Annotated in this window: 13 protein-coding genes; 7 read left to right on the plus strand and 6 right to left on the minus strand. The window is 70.3% G+C overall.

Features of this window, described 5'->3' with window-relative positions:
* Positions 1 to 41 precede the first annotated feature (41 nt).
* Together ITJ62_RS07920 and ITJ62_RS07925 are read left to right on the plus strand one after the other, a co-directional pair.
* On the plus strand, positions 42 to 1,028 hold the full coding sequence (locus ITJ62_RS07920; protein ID WP_370581866.1) for a glycosyltransferase: 987 nt from the start codon (positions 42 to 44) through the stop codon (positions 1,026 to 1,028).
* Positions 1,025 to 1,906 (plus strand): glycosyltransferase family 2 protein, encoded by an 882-nt coding sequence (locus ITJ62_RS07925; RefSeq protein WP_194600717.1) that lies wholly within the window; start codon positions 1,025 to 1,027, stop codon positions 1,904 to 1,906. Before ITJ62_RS07920 ends, ITJ62_RS07925 begins: the two co-directional genes overlap by 4 nt.
* Here the strand turns inward: ITJ62_RS07925 and ITJ62_RS07930 are convergent.
* From ITJ62_RS07930 to ITJ62_RS07940, 3 genes are read right to left on the minus strand one after another with little or no spacing between them, the layout of a single operon-like run.
* Complete coding sequence (locus ITJ62_RS07930; RefSeq protein WP_194600720.1) at positions 1,837 to 3,057, minus strand: glycosyltransferase family 4 protein; 1,221 nt, start codon at positions 3,055 to 3,057, stop codon at positions 1,837 to 1,839. The genes ITJ62_RS07925 and ITJ62_RS07930 overlap by 70 nt on opposite strands.
* A complete protein-coding gene (locus ITJ62_RS07935) occupies positions 3,054 to 4,751 on the minus strand; it encodes an ATP-grasp fold amidoligase family protein (protein ID WP_194600722.1) in 1,698 nt (565 codons plus the stop codon). Before ITJ62_RS07935 ends, ITJ62_RS07930 begins: the two co-directional genes overlap by 4 nt.
* On the minus strand, positions 4,748 to 5,428 hold the full coding sequence (locus tag ITJ62_RS07940; RefSeq protein ID WP_194602396.1) for an alpha/beta hydrolase: 681 nt from the start codon (positions 5,426 to 5,428) through the stop codon (positions 4,748 to 4,750). The genes ITJ62_RS07935 and ITJ62_RS07940 overlap by 4 nt, the downstream gene beginning before the upstream one ends.
* 248 nt (positions 5,429 to 5,676) lie before the next feature.
* Between ITJ62_RS07940 and ITJ62_RS07945 the strand changes: the two genes are divergently transcribed.
* The 4 genes from ITJ62_RS07945 (at position 5,677) to ITJ62_RS07960 (ending at position 11,844) form a co-directional block, all read left to right on the plus strand.
* Positions 5,677 to 7,224, plus strand: coding sequence for a DUF3375 domain-containing protein (locus tag ITJ62_RS07945; protein ID WP_194600726.1), 1,548 nt, complete (start codon positions 5,677 to 5,679; stop codon positions 7,222 to 7,224).
* A gap of 1 nt (position 7,225) precedes the next feature.
* Complete coding sequence (locus ITJ62_RS07950; RefSeq protein WP_194600729.1) at positions 7,226 to 8,071, plus strand: DUF4194 domain-containing protein; 846 nt, start codon at positions 7,226 to 7,228, stop codon at positions 8,069 to 8,071.
* Positions 8,068 to 11,448 (plus strand): ATP-binding protein, encoded by a 3,381-nt coding sequence (locus tag ITJ62_RS07955; RefSeq protein WP_194600732.1) that lies wholly within the window; start codon positions 8,068 to 8,070, stop codon positions 11,446 to 11,448. The genes ITJ62_RS07950 and ITJ62_RS07955 overlap by 4 nt, the downstream gene beginning before the upstream one ends.
* A gap of 72 nt (positions 11,449 to 11,520) precedes the next feature.
* Positions 11,521 to 11,844, plus strand: coding sequence for a hypothetical protein (locus ITJ62_RS07960; RefSeq protein ID WP_194600735.1), 324 nt, complete (start codon positions 11,521 to 11,523; stop codon positions 11,842 to 11,844).
* Positions 11,845 to 11,863: 19 nt separating this feature from the next.
* On the opposite strand, the gene ITJ62_RS07965 is transcribed toward ITJ62_RS07960, so the two are convergent.
* From ITJ62_RS07965 to zapE, 3 genes are all read right to left on the minus strand, one after another.
* The gene (locus ITJ62_RS07965; protein WP_370581867.1) at positions 11,864 to 12,409 is read right to left on the minus strand and encodes a type II toxin-antitoxin system PemK/MazF family toxin; all 546 of its coding nucleotides are present in this window, start codon (positions 12,407 to 12,409) and stop codon (positions 11,864 to 11,866) included.
* A 98-nt stretch (positions 12,410 to 12,507) separates the two neighbouring features.
* Positions 12,508 to 13,737 carry an ammonium transporter gene (locus ITJ62_RS07970; RefSeq protein ID WP_194600738.1) on the minus strand — a complete coding sequence of 410 codons (1,230 nt, stop codon included), beginning with the start codon at positions 13,735 to 13,737 and terminating at the stop codon, positions 12,508 to 12,510.
* A 198-nt stretch (positions 13,738 to 13,935) separates the two neighbouring features.
* Complete coding sequence (gene zapE, locus ITJ62_RS07975; protein ID WP_138947040.1) at positions 13,936 to 14,997, minus strand: cell division protein ZapE; 1,062 nt, start codon at positions 14,995 to 14,997, stop codon at positions 13,936 to 13,938.
* Positions 14,998 to 15,133: 136 nt separating this feature from the next.
* Between zapE and ITJ62_RS07980 the strand changes: the two genes are divergently transcribed.
* A complete protein-coding gene (locus ITJ62_RS07980) occupies positions 15,134 to 16,036 on the plus strand; it encodes a sulfurtransferase (protein ID WP_194600740.1) in 903 nt (300 codons plus the stop codon).
* Positions 16,037 to 16,042: the final 6 nt, after the last annotated feature.

The following is a 16,042-nucleotide window of genomic DNA, read 5'->3' on the forward strand; positions in this document are numbered from 1 at the left end:
CCCGCATCGGTTGGTACGTGCACCACCACGGACGGGGACACGTGACGCGTCTGCTCGCCGTCGCACCCCACCTCGACGCCGACATCGTCTGCTTCAGCTCGTTCCCCGAGCCGGTGGGACTCCCTTCGAACTGTTCCTGGGTCGTGCTCGACTGGGACGACGACGTGCCGGACGGCGCGTCTCCCCCGGACGACTGCGATCCGACCGCGGAGGGGCTGCTGCACTGGGCGCCAATCGGCCATGCCGGTCACCGTGCTCGTCTTGCGACCATCGCCGCCGCTCTCGCGCAGCAGCAGATGGACGCGATGGTGGTGGACGTCTCCGTCGAGGTGGTGCTCCTCGCACGCCTGCTCGGTGTCCCCACCGTCGTCATGGCACAGCCGGGCCACCGCGACGACGAGCCGCACGCGCTTGCATTCCGTGCGGCGTCGACGATCATCGCCCCATGGCCACACGGGCTCCTGGACCTCGAGCACCTCCGTCCTGTGCGGGACAAGGTGGTGTACACCGGCGGCATCAGTCGCTTCGAGGGACGCGAGCGGACGTCCGCGGAAGCCGGGCGCAGCGGGGTGCTCCTCCTCGCCGGCGCCGGGGGTTCCACGGTGTCGCGGGATGCCGTGGAGGAAGCCGTACGCGCCAGCGGTCGCGATTGGACCTCACTCGGCACCGGTGCCGGGTCCGTCTGGACCGACGACCCGTGGGACGCGCTCTGCCGGGCGGAGGTGGTGGTGTCGTGGGCCGGTCAGAACGCGATCGCCGATCTCGCCGCGGCCGGCGTCACGGCCGTCGTGGTCCCACAGGAACGCCCGTTCGACGAGCAGATGTCCACCGCCCGTGCACTCGAAGCCAACGAGCTGGCGGTCGTGCGGGCGTCCTGGCCCGACGCTGCGGACTGGCCGGCCGTCCTCGAGCAGGCTGCGGAGCTCGACCCCGACTGGTCGCGCTGGCAGGTGGCGGGCGCCGCCCGACGGGCAGCTGAGGCGATCGAGGCGGTCGCGGCCGGCGATCCTGCAGGGGGTGGACGATGAGGACATCGGTCGTGACCCTGTGCTCGCGCCCCAGGCTCGGACACCTCGAGCGGCAGCTCGAGGCCGTCGGGGCGTCCAGGTCGACGTCGGGTGACGTGGTGGAACGACTCGTCGTGTGGATCGGCGACGACGCACCACCGACCCTCGACGCGGAGCTGACGGTCCACCTCCCACCTGGGCCCGACGGGCTCCGTCTCGCGGCAGGTCGGAACCTCGGCGCCGCGCTGGCCGTCGAGCGCGGCGCCGACCTCATCGTGTTCCTCGACGCGGACTGCGTCCCCGGACCCGCGCTGCTCGACCGGTACCGCGAAGCGTCAGCTCGCCATCCGGGGGCCATCCTCTGCGGACCGGTGACCTATCTGCAGCCCGGCGTGGACGTCACCGACCACCACACGTTGGCAGCGGCGACGGCACCACATGCCGCGAGACCGAACCCGGAAGACGGCGCGGAGCGTGTCGCCTCCGAGGACGAGTACCCGCTGTTCTGGTCGTTGTCGTTCGCGACGACTCGCTCGACGTGGTCCCGCACCGGAGGCTTCGACGAGGGGTACGAGGGGTACGGCGGTGAGGACACCGATTTCGCGTTCGCCCTGAGCGCCGCGGGGACGCCCCTCGTGTGGGTCGGAGGCGCCCACGCCTATCACCAGCACCACGAGACACAGCGCCCGCCATGGCAGCACTTCGACGACATCCTCCGGAACGGCGCACGGTTCGCCGACCGCTGGGGAACCTGGCCGATGACCGGTTGGCTGGAGGCGTTCGCTCAGGCCGGCGCGGTCCGGCGGGCGGGTGACGACTGGGTCCGCGTTCAGCCGACCGGCCCGAACAGCCCGTCGACCGCGGCCACCAGCGCCGCGGCGACGGGGTCCGGCGCGTAACGGGCTACGGTGTCACGGGCGGTTCCCGCCCGTGCCCGGGCGCGCGACGGAGCGTCCAGGACGTCGCGGAGAGCAGCTGCGAGCGCCCGGTGGTCGCCCGGAGGCACCATGAGGCAGTCGACTCCGTCCGTGCAGAAGTCGTCGTACCCGCTCCCGGTGGTGACGATGAGCGGGGTCCCGATCGTCTTCACCTCGAGCGCGGCGTTGCCGAACCCCTCCCAGCGCGAGGGGCACATGACCACCGTCGCGGCGTCGACGGACCGATAGAGCTCGTCTCCCGGCACATGCCCGAGCCACACGACCCGGTCCCGTGCCGACTCGGGCAGCAGCGACACCAGTGCCGACACGTCCGGTTCGAACCGCCGGTCACCGCTGGAACCGGCGAGGACGAGCCGAGCACCCGGAACCTGCCGGACGAGCAGCGCGAACGCCTGGAACGCCTCCACCACTCCCTTCCGTCGCTCGAGACGGCCGAGGAACAGGACGACCGGTTCCGCGCCGGTCGGCCATCGCGCCGGGAGTCCGGCGGTCGACGCGGCTGCGCGGACGGCTTCGACGTCGATGCAGTTGCGCACGACGGCGGTCGGCGGCAGGGCACCGAGCAGACCCCTCGTGCGAGCGAGCATCGCGGTCGAGATCGCGACGAGCGCGGCGGAGCGTCTGATCTGTCGGGTCTCGAGGGCGTCCTGGACGCCGACCGCGATGCGTCCGGCGACCGGCAGGTCACCGAGGCGGAGTCCCGAGACGCGGTTGGAGAGACGCACGCTCGTCGCGAGATTCGTCACGAGCGGGGCCGAACGTGGCAGTGCCGATCCGAGGGCGCCCCATTCGGGGAGGAAGACCCGGTCGTACGAACCGCGTCGGAACACCCGGCGGACGGCTCGGGCGTCGAGGAGCATCCGGAGGACGCGCGGTGTTCGGCTGCCGTGCCGCACGGCCTCGGCGAGTCGGACACCGTCGAGGTCCGCGCCGGCGCGCAGCTCGTCGTCCGAGCACACGACGAGGTCGACCTCGATTCCCGAACGGACGAGGGCGGGAAGGAGCGCGGCGTAGTGCCGTCCGATACCGCCCGTGTAGCTCGTGAGCCCCGCGTACTCGTTCGTGGCCACGAGCCAGCGCTGCCGTGGCGAACCCCGCGGGACGTCACTCACCGGTATCGCCTCGGCACCGTCCACCAGGAGCCGAACTCAGCGTTGTACCGCTCCGGGTCGAACGGGCTCTCGCCACCGGCGGGGTAGCTCGTCAGCTCGCCGAACACGATGCGGTCGCCGAGGTCGTACAGGTCCACGCGGACGAAGTCGGTGCCGGCGGCCAGCCGCTCGGCCAGGTCGATCATCTCGTCGAGCCGCTCGGGCACCGACGGTTCCGGGGCGGCCCACGAGGGTCCGCCGCTCAGGGGCAGGTGCCGCCAGTCCGGTCGGAAGAAGTCCTGGGTCCGGCGTCCGAACCGGCCGGAGTCGAGCTGGATGTACCGGCAGCGCCCATGGAAGACGAAGAACTTGAGGTCGTCGGGGATTCCGCCGTCCGGTCCCGCCAGCAGCTCCTCGACGATGATCCTGCGCGGGACCCGTCCATACGCCCACTCGCGGTTCGGTCCCTGACCGTACAACTGGGACACCCAGCCGCCCGCGAGTTCGACGAGTCGATCGCGATCCACCGTCTCCGGTCGGACGTGCCGGTACTCCCAGCTCCCCGCCTCGGTCGGCAGACGGGCATCGGGTCGGGCGGACGACGAGACGACGATGGCCGCCCCGCTGCCGTGCGTGGGCTTGACGACGTAGGACTCCGGGAGCTCCAGGTCCCGCAGCTCGCGCGGGTCGTCGAGGATCCCGTACACGCGCGGGAGCAGGTGCGGACCGATCCGCGAAGCCACGAGGTCCCGCACGGCGGCCTTGTCCGCGAAGGTGACGATGAGCGGACGACGGTCGCGGAGCATCTTGTACCGGACCTTCTCCCGGAAGGTCACCGGCCGGCGCGTCCGCCAGAGCCGGACGGCGCGCACCAGCCGGCTCCGCTCCCGCCACGGCACCGTCCGCGGCGCGCTCGTCGCATCGGGGAGGATGGCGCGCAGACGGCGGCTGCGATGGAACCATCGGACGGCGGGCAGGTCTTCCGGCCAGTGCACACGCAGGGTGGTCCAGCCCCGACGCATCCGGAGGGCGAGCGAACCGGCATCGGTGAACGGGCGCATCGAGATCCCCATCCCGAGCGACCGGTCGTAGCGCACGCGTCGGTGGAGACCCAGGTGTGTCGACACGTCCAGATCGTCGTGCAGTTCCGCATCCTCGCGGTGCACCGTCTCGGCGATCTGCTCCCACGTCTCGCGTCGGATCGCACAGTTGGACCCGAAGATCGGGACCTGGGCGAGGGCGGCCCCGACGAAGAGCCGGTACGCGCCGAGGTAGAGGCCGGCGAGCGGTGCTCGGAGCGGGCGGGGACCGTCGATGAAGACGGCGGGGCCGGTGAGCGCCTCCAGCTCCGGGTCCGTCGCGAACGCCTCGGTGATCCGGGTCAACCAGTCCGGCGGCGGCACGCAGTCCGCGTCGAGTCTCGCGACGATCGTCGCCGTCGCATGGTCGAAGCCTGCTGCGTTCGCCGCGGGGATGCCGGGCATCGGCTCATCGATGAGGACCGCGCCGTACCGCTCGGCGATGGCCGCGACCTCGGCGCGATCGCGGCTGCCGTTGTCGACGACGATGATCGATGCGGGTCCGGTGTGCTGCGCGCGCAGTGAGCGCAGACAGCGGCGCAGAAGCGCGGCGTCGTCCTTCACCGGAACGACCACGTCCACGGTCACGAGCGGGTGGGACCCGGTCTCGAGCGTCTCGAGCGTCTCGACCGTCATGCGTCCCGCCCGTCCGCCAGCAGCTGTGCCTCCGCGAACACGCGCGGGTGGGCGAGGATCCGGAAGTGGCCGCCCGTGTCGAGTTCCACGTTCTTGGCACCGTCGAGTCGGCTGCCGCCCGGGATGTGCGGATCGAAGCGCCCGTACACGGAGACGATCCTCGGGTTGACGGTCGCCTCCCGGGAGAGCGCGAGGATCGTCGGGTCGTCGGGGGTGAAGATGCGCAGGCTCGGGAGGATCATGAGCCTCGCATACCGCGATCCGGCGAACGGTGCGGCGACGGCGAGCATCCCGGAGATCCGGGCTCCCCCGCCGCCGAGCGACATGACGTACTTGCCGACGAGCCCGCCCTTGCTGTGCGCGAGGAGGACGACGTCGCCGAGCCCGTTCGCCTCGAGGTAGTCGGCGACGAGTCGTGCCGCCACCGGGACCGCGCGGTCGTTGCGCCCGAGCGGGTCGATCACGTGCACCGGGTGCCCGTCGTCGTGGAGTCGGCGGATGAGCGGCTCGAGGAACCGCCAGGTCTCGTAGACGCCCGGGAGGACGACGATCGGCGACCGGTCGCCGGACAGGAAGTCATGCGGATCGGTGCGGCTGACGAACGCCCGGAGCTGCCAGACGAGCGCGTAAGCGTAGTCGCGCGCCCACCAGCCGAGTGTCCGCAGCGCGGACCGGATCACCGGTGATCACCGTTCGCGTGGCTCAACCGTCTCCCCGCAGGACCTGGGGGCATCGCTCTGTTCCCATGTCCTCACCGTAACCGGACCGCCCGGCCTCACCCTGGACCTTGACAGCGGCCGGACCGGACCCGGGCTGATCGGGACCTACGATGCTCGGCGTGGCTCACCACGGGTGCGGTGCGCTGATAATCTGGCAGCTGCGGTGGCCTCGGGGTGTTCGTGTGCCCGGACGATCGAGGAGTGCAGTGGGAGAGATCGACGCAGAGTTCGGCCGCGTCCGGGACGCGCTGGAGCGTCCCGCGATCCGGCTGCTGAGCCGACCGACCGCACCCGCGGTGGTCGCGATCTTTCGGACCACGTTCGGCCGAGACGTCCAGTTCGTCGCAGCGGACCGCTTCCACCTGCAGGTCGAGGAGTACCTCGGCGAACTCGCGGCGCGCGGTGCGCGGATCCCGGCCGGCGGCGATGAACGCGGTGGCGGGCGGTCCCTCTGCCGGGAGTGGGTCCACGACCAGTGGCTCGTCCGGACCAGCACCGACGACGGCGAGGAACAGTACTCGCTCACCTCGCACGCGCTCGAAGCGGTCTCGCTCGTCGACGGACTCGCACACGACCGCGCCCTCATCAGTGAGTCGCGCCTGACCATGATCCTCGACTCCGTGCGCCGATGGGCGCTGCAGGCCGACCCTGACCGTGACGAGCATCTGCGTCGCATCGACGCGCAGCTCGCCGAGCTCCAGGCGGAGCGCGAACGGGTCGCGGCCGGCGGCACCGTCGTCGCGGCGAGCGACGACCGCATGCAGGACGGCTACGCGAACATCGCCGACCTCATCCGTCAGCTCCCGAGCGACTTCCGCCGGGTCGAGGAGTCGGTCATCGCGATGCACCGGCGGATCGTCGAGGACTTCCGGAACGACACCCGTCCGATCGGCGAGATCCTCGACGACTACCTCCGGCGCACCGACGAGCTCATGACGGCGACGGCCGAGGGCCGGGCTTTCGAGGGCGCTTTCGAGCTCCTCCGCAACGACGATCTGCTCCAGGACCTCAAGCGCGACCTCTCCACGATCCTCGACCACCCCTTCTCGTCCAGGCTCGGGCCCGCGGAGCTCCGTGGCTTCCGGGGTGCCGTCGGGATCATCCGACAGGGGATCGACGACGTCCTCGCGCAGCGTCGGCGGCTCACCGCGACGCTCCGCGACCACATCGTGCATCACGACGTCGTGCAGGACCGCGAACTCGACACGACCCTGCGTGCACTGAACCAGCGCCTCGGCATCTGGATGCGGACCGCGGGGCCACGCGCCACCGTCGACCTGCCGCTCCTCCCCGAGACCATCGACATCGAGCACCTGCGCGAGCGGTTCTACGATCCGGACGTCGAGGTCGCACCGCCGCCGATCGCGACCGCCGTCGAACGGATCGACGGCGCGGCGATGTCGCTCGACACCCTCCGATCGCAGGGTGGTCCGCTCCTCGACGAGCTCCGAGCCGGACTCCTCGATGCGGTGACCTCCGGTGCCGAGGACGCCCATGCGGCGTTCTCCGCGCTCGATCCGGAACTCCGACGACCTGTGGAGCTCTTCGGCCTCGTCCACCTCATGACCCAGCTGGGCACGTACGACGAGCAGGCACCACGCCGTCGCTACGAAACGGTCCGTCCGGACGGGACGACCACCGCGTTCGAACTCCCGGCCTTCCCACTGGGTGAGGCCGGTGTCGCAGCGCTGACGCGAGCCACGACGACCACGACGACTGCTCCGGCCGACCAGGCCGGGCGCGGAACGGAATGACATGACCTCCGAGACGGATCCCACCGTGGCGGCGACGACCGATTCGACGTCGGACGACCTGACGACGGACGGCCCCGACGCCGTCGCACCCGCCGAGGCGCCGCTCGCCGGCCCGGACGACGACTCGTTCGCCCTCTTCGAAGGGGACGAGGGACGCCTCGACGCCGCTCAACGTCGTGCGCTGGTCGCTCTGCTGAAGCACCGCTACGTCAGCCCCGCGCTCCAGCCTGCCGAGTGGCGGACGGTCCTCGAGTCCGAGTCGCTGCTGCGGTCCCGCCTCAACGAGCTGTTCCTGGAGCTCGAGGTGGACCGCTCGGCCGAGGTCGCCTTCAAGCGCCAGGCGGGCTCGGAGAGCGGGCGGCGTCCCTTCCCGACCCTGCTGCACGACACCAGCTACAGCCGCGAGGAGACGATCCTGCTCGTCTACCTGCGGACGCGTCTCCGGACCGAACTGGCCAACGGTGCACGGGCCGCGATCGTCGAACACGACGAGCTGCTCGGCTTCGTCGCGAGCTTCCGCCCCGAGCACGCCACCGACCGCGCCCGTGACGACGGACGCGTCGAACGTGCGATCGACAAGCTGCTGACCGCGCGGGTCCTGCTGCGGACCAAGGACGCCCGCCGCCACCGGATCGCGTCGGTGGTGGAGACGCTCCTCCCCCTCGAGCGCCTCCAGGAGCTCCTGGAGTGGCTCGAGACGCAGACCGCGACGGTCGATCCGGCGTCTGAGCAGCCGCGACCCGATGCCGACGCGGACTCGGACGACGAGTCCGACGGCACCGCAGCCGAGTCGCAGGACTCCCCCGACGACCAGACCCAGCCACCAGCAGCAGAGGACGACCGATGAGCCGCTCCACGGACACCGACACCCTGCTGGACCTCGTCGAGCAGTGGCGCATCGAACGGATGCAGGTCATCAACTGGGGTGGGTTCGACGGGTACCGATCGGTCGACTTCGCCTCCCGCGCGACGCTCATCTCCGGCGCCTCCGGCACCGGGAAGAGCTCGCTCATGGACGCGTACCTCGCGGTCATGATGCCATCGGACGTGCCGTTCAACGGAGCCTCCAACGACGCGGCGGTCGGACGGGCGCGGAATCCCGACCAGCGCAACCTGCTCACCTATCTCCGCGGCAAGGTCGACTCGGCACGGGACCCGCAGACCGGGGCGATGCGCGACATCAACCTGCGCGGCACGGATCAGCTCACCTGGGGTGCAGTGGCGGTGACGTTCCTCAACGACGACGACCGTCGCTTCACAGTCGTGCGCGCCTACCTCGTCCCCCGACGTGCACTGCGCACCGGTGACCTGTCGATGACGATGTCGACCGTCGACGGGCCGTTCGAGCTCACGGACCTCGAGGCGTTCGTGCCGAAGCGGTTCGACGCCGGTGAGCTCCAGGGTCGCATCCCCGGATTCGTCGTCCGCGACACCTACGCGGAGCTGTCGTACACGCTGCACACCCGTCTCGGCATCGGTGCCGGTGGCGACGGTGGTCGGGCGATGCGTCTGCTGGCCCGGATCCAGGCGGGCCAGCACCTGCCGACGGTCGACGGCCTGTACAAGTCGATGGTGCTGGAGCGTCCGAGCACGTACGACGCGGCCGACCGGGCGCTGTCGCACTTCGAGGCGCTCGACGAGGCGTACCTCGCGATGGAGACCGAGAGCCGCAAGGCTCGGGTGCTCGAGCGGCTCGGTGAACTGCGTCGCGACTACGAGGACGGGCACCGGGCGGCGGCCGACCTCGAGCGCCTCGGCTTCACCGAGGACGGCACGACCCCGTTCACCGTCTGGCGCAGTCGCGCACACGAGGCTCTGCTCGATGAAGCGGTCTCCCGGAATCGGCGGGAGAAGCTCGAGGCCGGGGCCACGTTGGAGGCGGCACGGGCACGAGCTGCTGCCGCGGGTGTCCGCGTCCGTGAACTCGAGCGTCAGGTGTCGGAGCAGGGCGGGAGCGCGCTGCGGCGTGCCGAGGAACGCCGTGAGGCCGCGGAGGCGACGCACGCCGAGGTGGCACGAGCCAGGTCGCTGTTCGACGAGCGCACCGAGGTGCTCGACGATCCGATCGAGGACGAAGCCTCGTTCCGGCGTGCGCTCGGCCGCAGCGAGGACTTCCTCGCTGACGACGACACCGCGCTCGACGCCATCGAGACCGATCGCGCCCTGCTGCATCGCGAAGCGTTCCCTCTCGAGGAGCGCAACACCGAGCTCCGCCGTGAGCTGCAGTCGCTTCGCGGCCGTGACGGCGCGGTCCCCGATCGACTCCACCGGGCGAGGCTCGCCCTCGCCGAGGCGGCCGGACTCGATCCCGAACAGCTGCCGTTCGTGGCCGAGCTCATCGACGTCGCTCCCGCCTATGCCGCCTGGCGTCCCGCGATCGAGGTCACCCTGCACGGTCTCGCGAGGACGGTCCTCGTCGACGAGGAACACCTCGACGCGTTCGGCCGCGCGATCGACGCCGTCCGGATCCCGGTCCGCCTGCAGTTCGAGGGTGTCCCGCTGCATGAGCCGTCCTCCCCCGATGCGGGTGACCCCGCGTTCATCTCCGGCCGCGTCACGTACCGCACCTCCCCGTTCAGCACGTGGATCGAGCAGCGCGTCACCTCGGACCGGATCGACGCGCGGTGTGTGGAGACACCGTCGGAGCTCTCGGGCGGAGGTCGCCGCGTGACCGTGAACGGCCAGCTGCGTGACGGCCGCCGCGGCTCCCACGGCGACACGGGCGGCGCACCGATCCTCGGCTTCACCAATGAGGCGCGGATCGCGTCGATCGAGGCGGAGACGGCCGAGATCCGCGGGCGACTCGAGCTCATCGCCGGTCGACAGGCCGGCATCCAGCAGCGGCTGTCGCGTCGTGAGGCCGAGCGGGCCGCCCACCGGTACCGACTCGACACCGAGTGGGCCAGGATCGACGTCGCCGGTGCTGCGGCGCATCGTGACGCCGCCGCGGCCGAGCTGGAGCGTCTGCTCTACGCCAGTGACGTCCTGCAGGAGCTCCAGGGCTCGGTGGCGGCCGCCCAACGTGAACTCGACGCCGCGAACGCCGAGCGGTTCCCGGCCGAGGACCGTGTCAGACGCCTCGACGAGGAGCATGGGGTCCTCGTCGATCAGCAGGACGCGGCGACGACGGTCATCGACCGCTTCGAGCGCTCCGAGGTGGAGGAGGTCTCCCCCGCCGACGTCGATCGGATCGAAGCCGCCCTCACGGCGGTGGGCGGCGTGCCGTCACTCAGCGGGTTCGGCGACGCGATGAAGCGGCTCCGCGCCCGGCTCGGTGACGAGTTGTCGTCGGCCGTCCGCCAGGCGGAGCAGGCCGCGCTCGCACAGGTGCACGTGTTCGAGCAGTACCAGTCGATCTGGCACGACCCCAACCTCGGCACGACGCTCGAGTCCTACGGCGACTACCGGGCGATCCTCGACGGCATCCTCGGCACCGGTCTCCCCGAGCGCCGTCAGGAGTGGCGCCGCCGGTTGTCCCAGTGGAGCGGGGAGGATCTGGTCCCCCTCAGCAGCGCGTTCGACAGCGCCGTCGAGGAGATCGAGGACCGCCTGGTCCCGGTCAACGACATCCTGCGCGACCTGCCGTTCGGACCGGCGCACGATCGTCTGAAGATCGTCCTCCGCCGGGTGCATCGCGAGGAGGCCTCCGCCTTCCGGCGCGAGCTTCGGGCGCTGTCGAGCGAAGTCACCGCGAACCTCGACGACGACGAGTTGGAGGCCCGCTTCCAGCGGCTCCGCCGGTTCATGGAGTCGATGCGCGACACGGGTGCCGGGTCCCAGTCGACCCGCGACCAGGTGCTCGACGTGCGCCGTCACGTCGAGATCACCGCCGTGCGCTTCGACACGTCTGGTCAGGACGTCAGCGTCTACTCCTCGCTCGGCGACAAGAGCGGTGGCGAGACCCAGGAGCTCGTCGCGTTCATCGTCGGTGCCGCCCTGCGCTACCAGCTCGGTGACGAGGACCGCCCGCGTCCGAGGTTCGCGCCGGTGCTGCTCGACGAGGGCTTCATCAAGGCGGACTCGGAGTTCGCCGGTCGCGCGGTGGTCGCCTGGCTGCGGCTCGGCTTCCAGCTCGTGATCGGGGCCCCGCTCGACAAGGTGACGGCGCTCGAGCCCTACATGGACCGTCTCCTGTCGATCCGGAAGGATCCGGAGACCCGACACGCCTGGGTCGCCGAGATCGAACGGTCGGCTCCGGTCGAGGCGCTCGACCGCGTCGGATAGCGTCTGATCCGTCGATCATTCCCGGTCACGGTGTGACTTGACACAACGCTCGTTCGAACATATGTTCGAATCATGTCCGACCGGCCCGCTGCCCCGCCGATCCGCATCGGCGAGGCCGAGTGGATCGTGATGCGGGAGGTGCCCGACCGGCCGGCCGGTCTCGTGAAGTACTTCGCGCCGAGCGGTGCGCCGGCCTACTTCCGCTGCGTCACGTGGGCTCCGCGGTCAGAGGACCGCCGACTGATCGGTCGGTTCGCGACGCTCGCCGAGGCGGAGCGTGCCGTGCCGGGTGGACGCCGGTCCGCCGCACCGGCAACTCCTCGCTCCGCTGACGCCTGGGAGCACGGGCAGGTGCCGTGGGATGCCGCGCCGCGACGGAGTGACCGGTATGCCTGAGCGACCGGTCGCTGGTCGGTCAGCGCCACCCGTACCGCGAACGGAGCCCAGTGGCGACTCGGGCGAAGCGATCACGCGGGACCTGAGCCGCCTCCCGTCGCATCCCGTCGGGATGCACACGGAAGACGCGGTCGAGGTTCGCCCAACTCGGACGGCCGGCATTGTCCCATCCGCCGGTGCCGAGCGGCACGAACTCACCGTCCTGCGAATGATCCTTGCTCGTCAGCTGCACCGCCAGCACCCAGCCTCCGGTCGAGCGCGCCACGATGAGCACCGGACGGTCCTTGCCACGTCCATCACGCTCCTCGTACGGCACCCAGGTCCAGACGATCTCGCCGGGATCGGGATCGCCGTCGACGGCCGGGGCGTAGTCGATGGACACGGCGCCGACCGCCCGCGGATCGACCTCGACCGTCGCCGTCCGGCCTGAGCGTCCGGGTGAAGCGGCGGTGGTGGTCGGTGGCGTCGCGAGGCCGGCGGTGCGCACCGCACTGGAGGCGGCGCGAGTCGAGGGGCCCAGGAGTGCGTTCGCGACGCGGCGGATGATCGAGGTGAAGGTTGACACGCCGTCACCCTATCGTCCGCGGCTCCCACCGCAGGGAACGCCGAACGGGCGCCGTCCTGGTGGACGACGCCCGTTCGGCGAATCGGGGGCGGTCGAGGTCAGTCGACGAGGGCGTACCCCTCTTCGCCGTGCACGGAGGTGTCGACGCCGGCGATCTCGTCCTCGTTCTTGACGCGGAAGCCGATCGTCTTCTCGATCGCGAAGCCGATGACGAAGGCCACGATGAAGGAGTAGATGAGGACGGCGAAGGCGGCGATGGCCTGGACCGCGAGCTGCTCGATGCCGCCGCCGACGAAGAGGCCGGTCTCGGTCGCGAAGAAGCCGAGGTACAGGGTGCCGATGAGGCCACCGACGAGGTGGATGCCCACGACGTCGAGCGAGTCGTCGAAGCCGAGCTTGAACTTCAGCTCGACGGCGATGGCGCAGACGGCGCCGGCCACGATGCCGAGGAGCAGCGCCCAACCCGGAGTGAGGTTCGCGCACGCCGGGGTGATGGCGACGAGACCAGCGACGGCACCGGAGGCGGCGCCCACCGAGGTCGCCTTGCCGTCCTTGAACTTCTCGACGACGATCCAGCCGATGATGGCGGCAGCGGTGGCCCCGACGGTGTTGACGACGATGAGTCCGACGTTCGCGAGCTCGTTCAGCCACTCGGCGCCGGCGTTGAAGCCGAACCAGCCGAACCACAGGATGGCGGCTCCGAGGAGGGTGAGCGGCACGTTGTGCGGCTTCGTGATTCCCTTCTGGAAGCCGATGCGCTTACCGAGCACCAGTGCGAGGGCGAGTGCTGCGGCTCCGGCGTTGATGTGCACCGCGGTTCCACCCGCGTAGTCGATGACGCCGATGCCGGCATCCTCACCGAACAGCGTGGTGCCGAGGTTCATGATCCAGCCGCCGCCCCAGACCCACGCGGCGATCGGGAAGTACGCGATGGTCGCGAAGAGGCCCGCGAAGATCATCCAGGAGCCGAACTTCGCACGGTCGGCGATGGCGCCGGAGATCAGCGCGATCGTGATGATCGCGAAGGTGGCACCGTAGGTCGCTCCCACCAGGTCGGTGTTCGCGGTCTCGCCGCTCGCGAGTGCGGTCATCCCGAAGTCGGAGAACGGGTTGCCCGCGAACTCCAGCGGGCTGCCGACGGCCGACATGTTGGAGCCGTAGAGGATCCACAGCACGCTGATGAGGCCCAGTGCGCCGAAGCTCATCATCATCATGCTGACGACGCTCTTCGCCTTCACGAGGCCGCCGTAGAAGAATGCGACGCCGGGGGTCATGAACAGCACCAGAGCGGTTGCCGTGACTCCCCAAGCGATACTGCCTGTATCCATTGGATCTTCCTCACACATCGTGGTCTTGCAACGGGTGCCCGAGATGGTGAGGACTGGCTGAGCTCGGCCTCGCCGTCCGACTCGGTACAGCGACCAGTCTGGGGAACGGAGGTTTCCGCACGACTGTCAACGTGTTTCCGACGTGTTACGCGAGTGCCGCCCAGGTAAACAGCGTGTTTCGTGACCAGGTGGGGCCGGTCAGTCCATCGAGGTGAGGGCGATCATGCGCGACATCGCGCGCAGGTACTTCTTGCGGTATCCACCGTTGAGCATGTCGCCACCGAACACCTCGTCGAGGGCCGTGCCGGTCGTGACCACGGGGATCTGTGCGTCGTACACCCGGTCGATGAACGCGACGAGCCGGAGCGCCTGGCCCTGGTCGGTCAACTCGTGGACGTCGCGGAGCGCGATCAGGTCGACGCCGTCGAGGAGTCCGATGAACCGTGAAGGGTGGACGGCGGCGAGGTGGGTGATGAGACCGTCGAAGGTGTCGACCGTGACGTCACGGTCGGCGGCCGCCGCCTCCGCGGTGCGGGCGTCGAAACGCTCCTCGGAGCTCACTACGGCGTGTCCCTCGATGCTGCGGCGGCGGTAGTCGGTGCCGTCGATGCGGAGGGTCTCGAAGTTGGCGCTCATCGCCTGGATCTCGCGGAGGAAGTCGGCTGCGGCGAAGCGGCCCTCCCCCAGGGCGTTCGGCGGCGTGTTGGAGGTCGCCGCGATCCTCGTCCCGGTCGCGACGAGTTCCCCGAGCAGTCGGGTCATGACCATCGTGTCGCCCGGGTCGTCGAGCTCGAACTCGTCGATGCAGATGAGCGTCGCGCCGGTCAGCTGCGCGACCGCCGCCGCGTAGCCGAGCGCACCGACGAGGGCCGTGTACTCGATGAAGGTGCCGAAGTACTTCTTCCGACCGGGAGCGTCGTGCCAGAGCGCGGCCAGGAGGTGGGTCTTGCCGACGCCGAAGCCACCGTCCAGGTAGATGCCCGGCTTGGCCGCCGGCGCCTTGGACTTCCGCCGGCCGAAGAAGCCGCCGCCACCACCGGCCTGGGGCGCGAAGAAGCCGCGGAGCTTCTCGACCGCGGCCGCCTGGCCCGGGAAGTCGGGATCCGGACGGTACGAGTCGAAGCTCGCCTGCTCGAACTGCCGGGGCGGCGTCAGGCTTGCGACGATCTCGGCGCCACTGACCGTGGGGACACGGTCGGTGAGGCTGCGGAATCCGGTCGGGACGGAAGGCGTGGTCACGGCAAACCTCTGGCTCTGCATGGGTGCTGGGTTACGGCGTCTGACGCATCGGTGCGGTTCGGTGGTGCGGACGGCGTACTGTCGAAGGGACAGGCTTCCAGCCTAGATGCACGACACCCGAGCCCCACCGCAGCCAGCTGCACGACCGGAGGTACCCATGACCGTCGACGCCGATTCGACCTCGACCAAGTTCACCGCCTACGCCCACCCCGAGCGCCTCGTCACGGCGGAGTGGCTCGAAGCGCACCTGGGTGAACCCGGTCTCGTCGTCGTCGAGTCCGATGAGGACGTCCTCCTCTACGAGACCGGCCACATCCCCGGCTCGGTGAAGGTCGACTGGCACACCGACCTCAACGACCCGGTCGAGCGCGACTACATCGACGGAGCCGCGTTCGCCGCGCTGCTCGGGTCCAAGGGGATCTCGCGAGACGACACCGTCGTCATCTACGGCGACAAGAACAACTGGTGGGCCGCCTACGCCCTGTGGGTCTTCAGCCTCTTCGGACACGAGGACGTCCGACTGCTCGACGGTGGACGCGACAAGTGGATCGCGGACGGCCGGGCGATCACCCGCGACGCCACGGAGCGCGAAGCCGTCGAGTACCCCGTAGTGGAGCGCGACGACACGGCCCTCCGCGCCTACAAGGACGACGTGCTCGCCCACCTCGGCAAGCCGCTCATCGACGTCCGCTCCCCCGAGGAGTACAGCGGTGAACGCACCACGGCGCCCGCCTACCCCGAAGAGGGTGCGCTCCGCGCCGGTCACATCCCGAGTGCGCAGAGCGTCCCGTGGGGCAAGGCGGTCGCCGAGGACGGCACCTTCCGGCCGGCCGAGGAGCTGGACGCGATCTACCGCGACGGTGCGGGCCTCGCCGAGGGCGTCGAGGTGATCGCCTACTGCCGCATCGGCGAGCGGTCGAGCCACACGTGGTTCGTCCTGCAGCACCTGCTCGGGTTCGACAACGTCCGCAACTACGACGGGTCCTGGACGGAGTGGGGCAGCGCCGTGCGCGTGCCGATCGTGCAGGGCGCCGAGCCGGGCGACGCACCGACGCGCTGAGCTCGT

The sequence above is a fragment of the Plantibacter sp. VKM Ac-2876 genome, from assembly GCF_015350715.1.
Taxonomy (GTDB): Bacteria; Actinomycetota; Actinomycetes; order Actinomycetales; family Microbacteriaceae; genus Plantibacter; species Plantibacter auratus.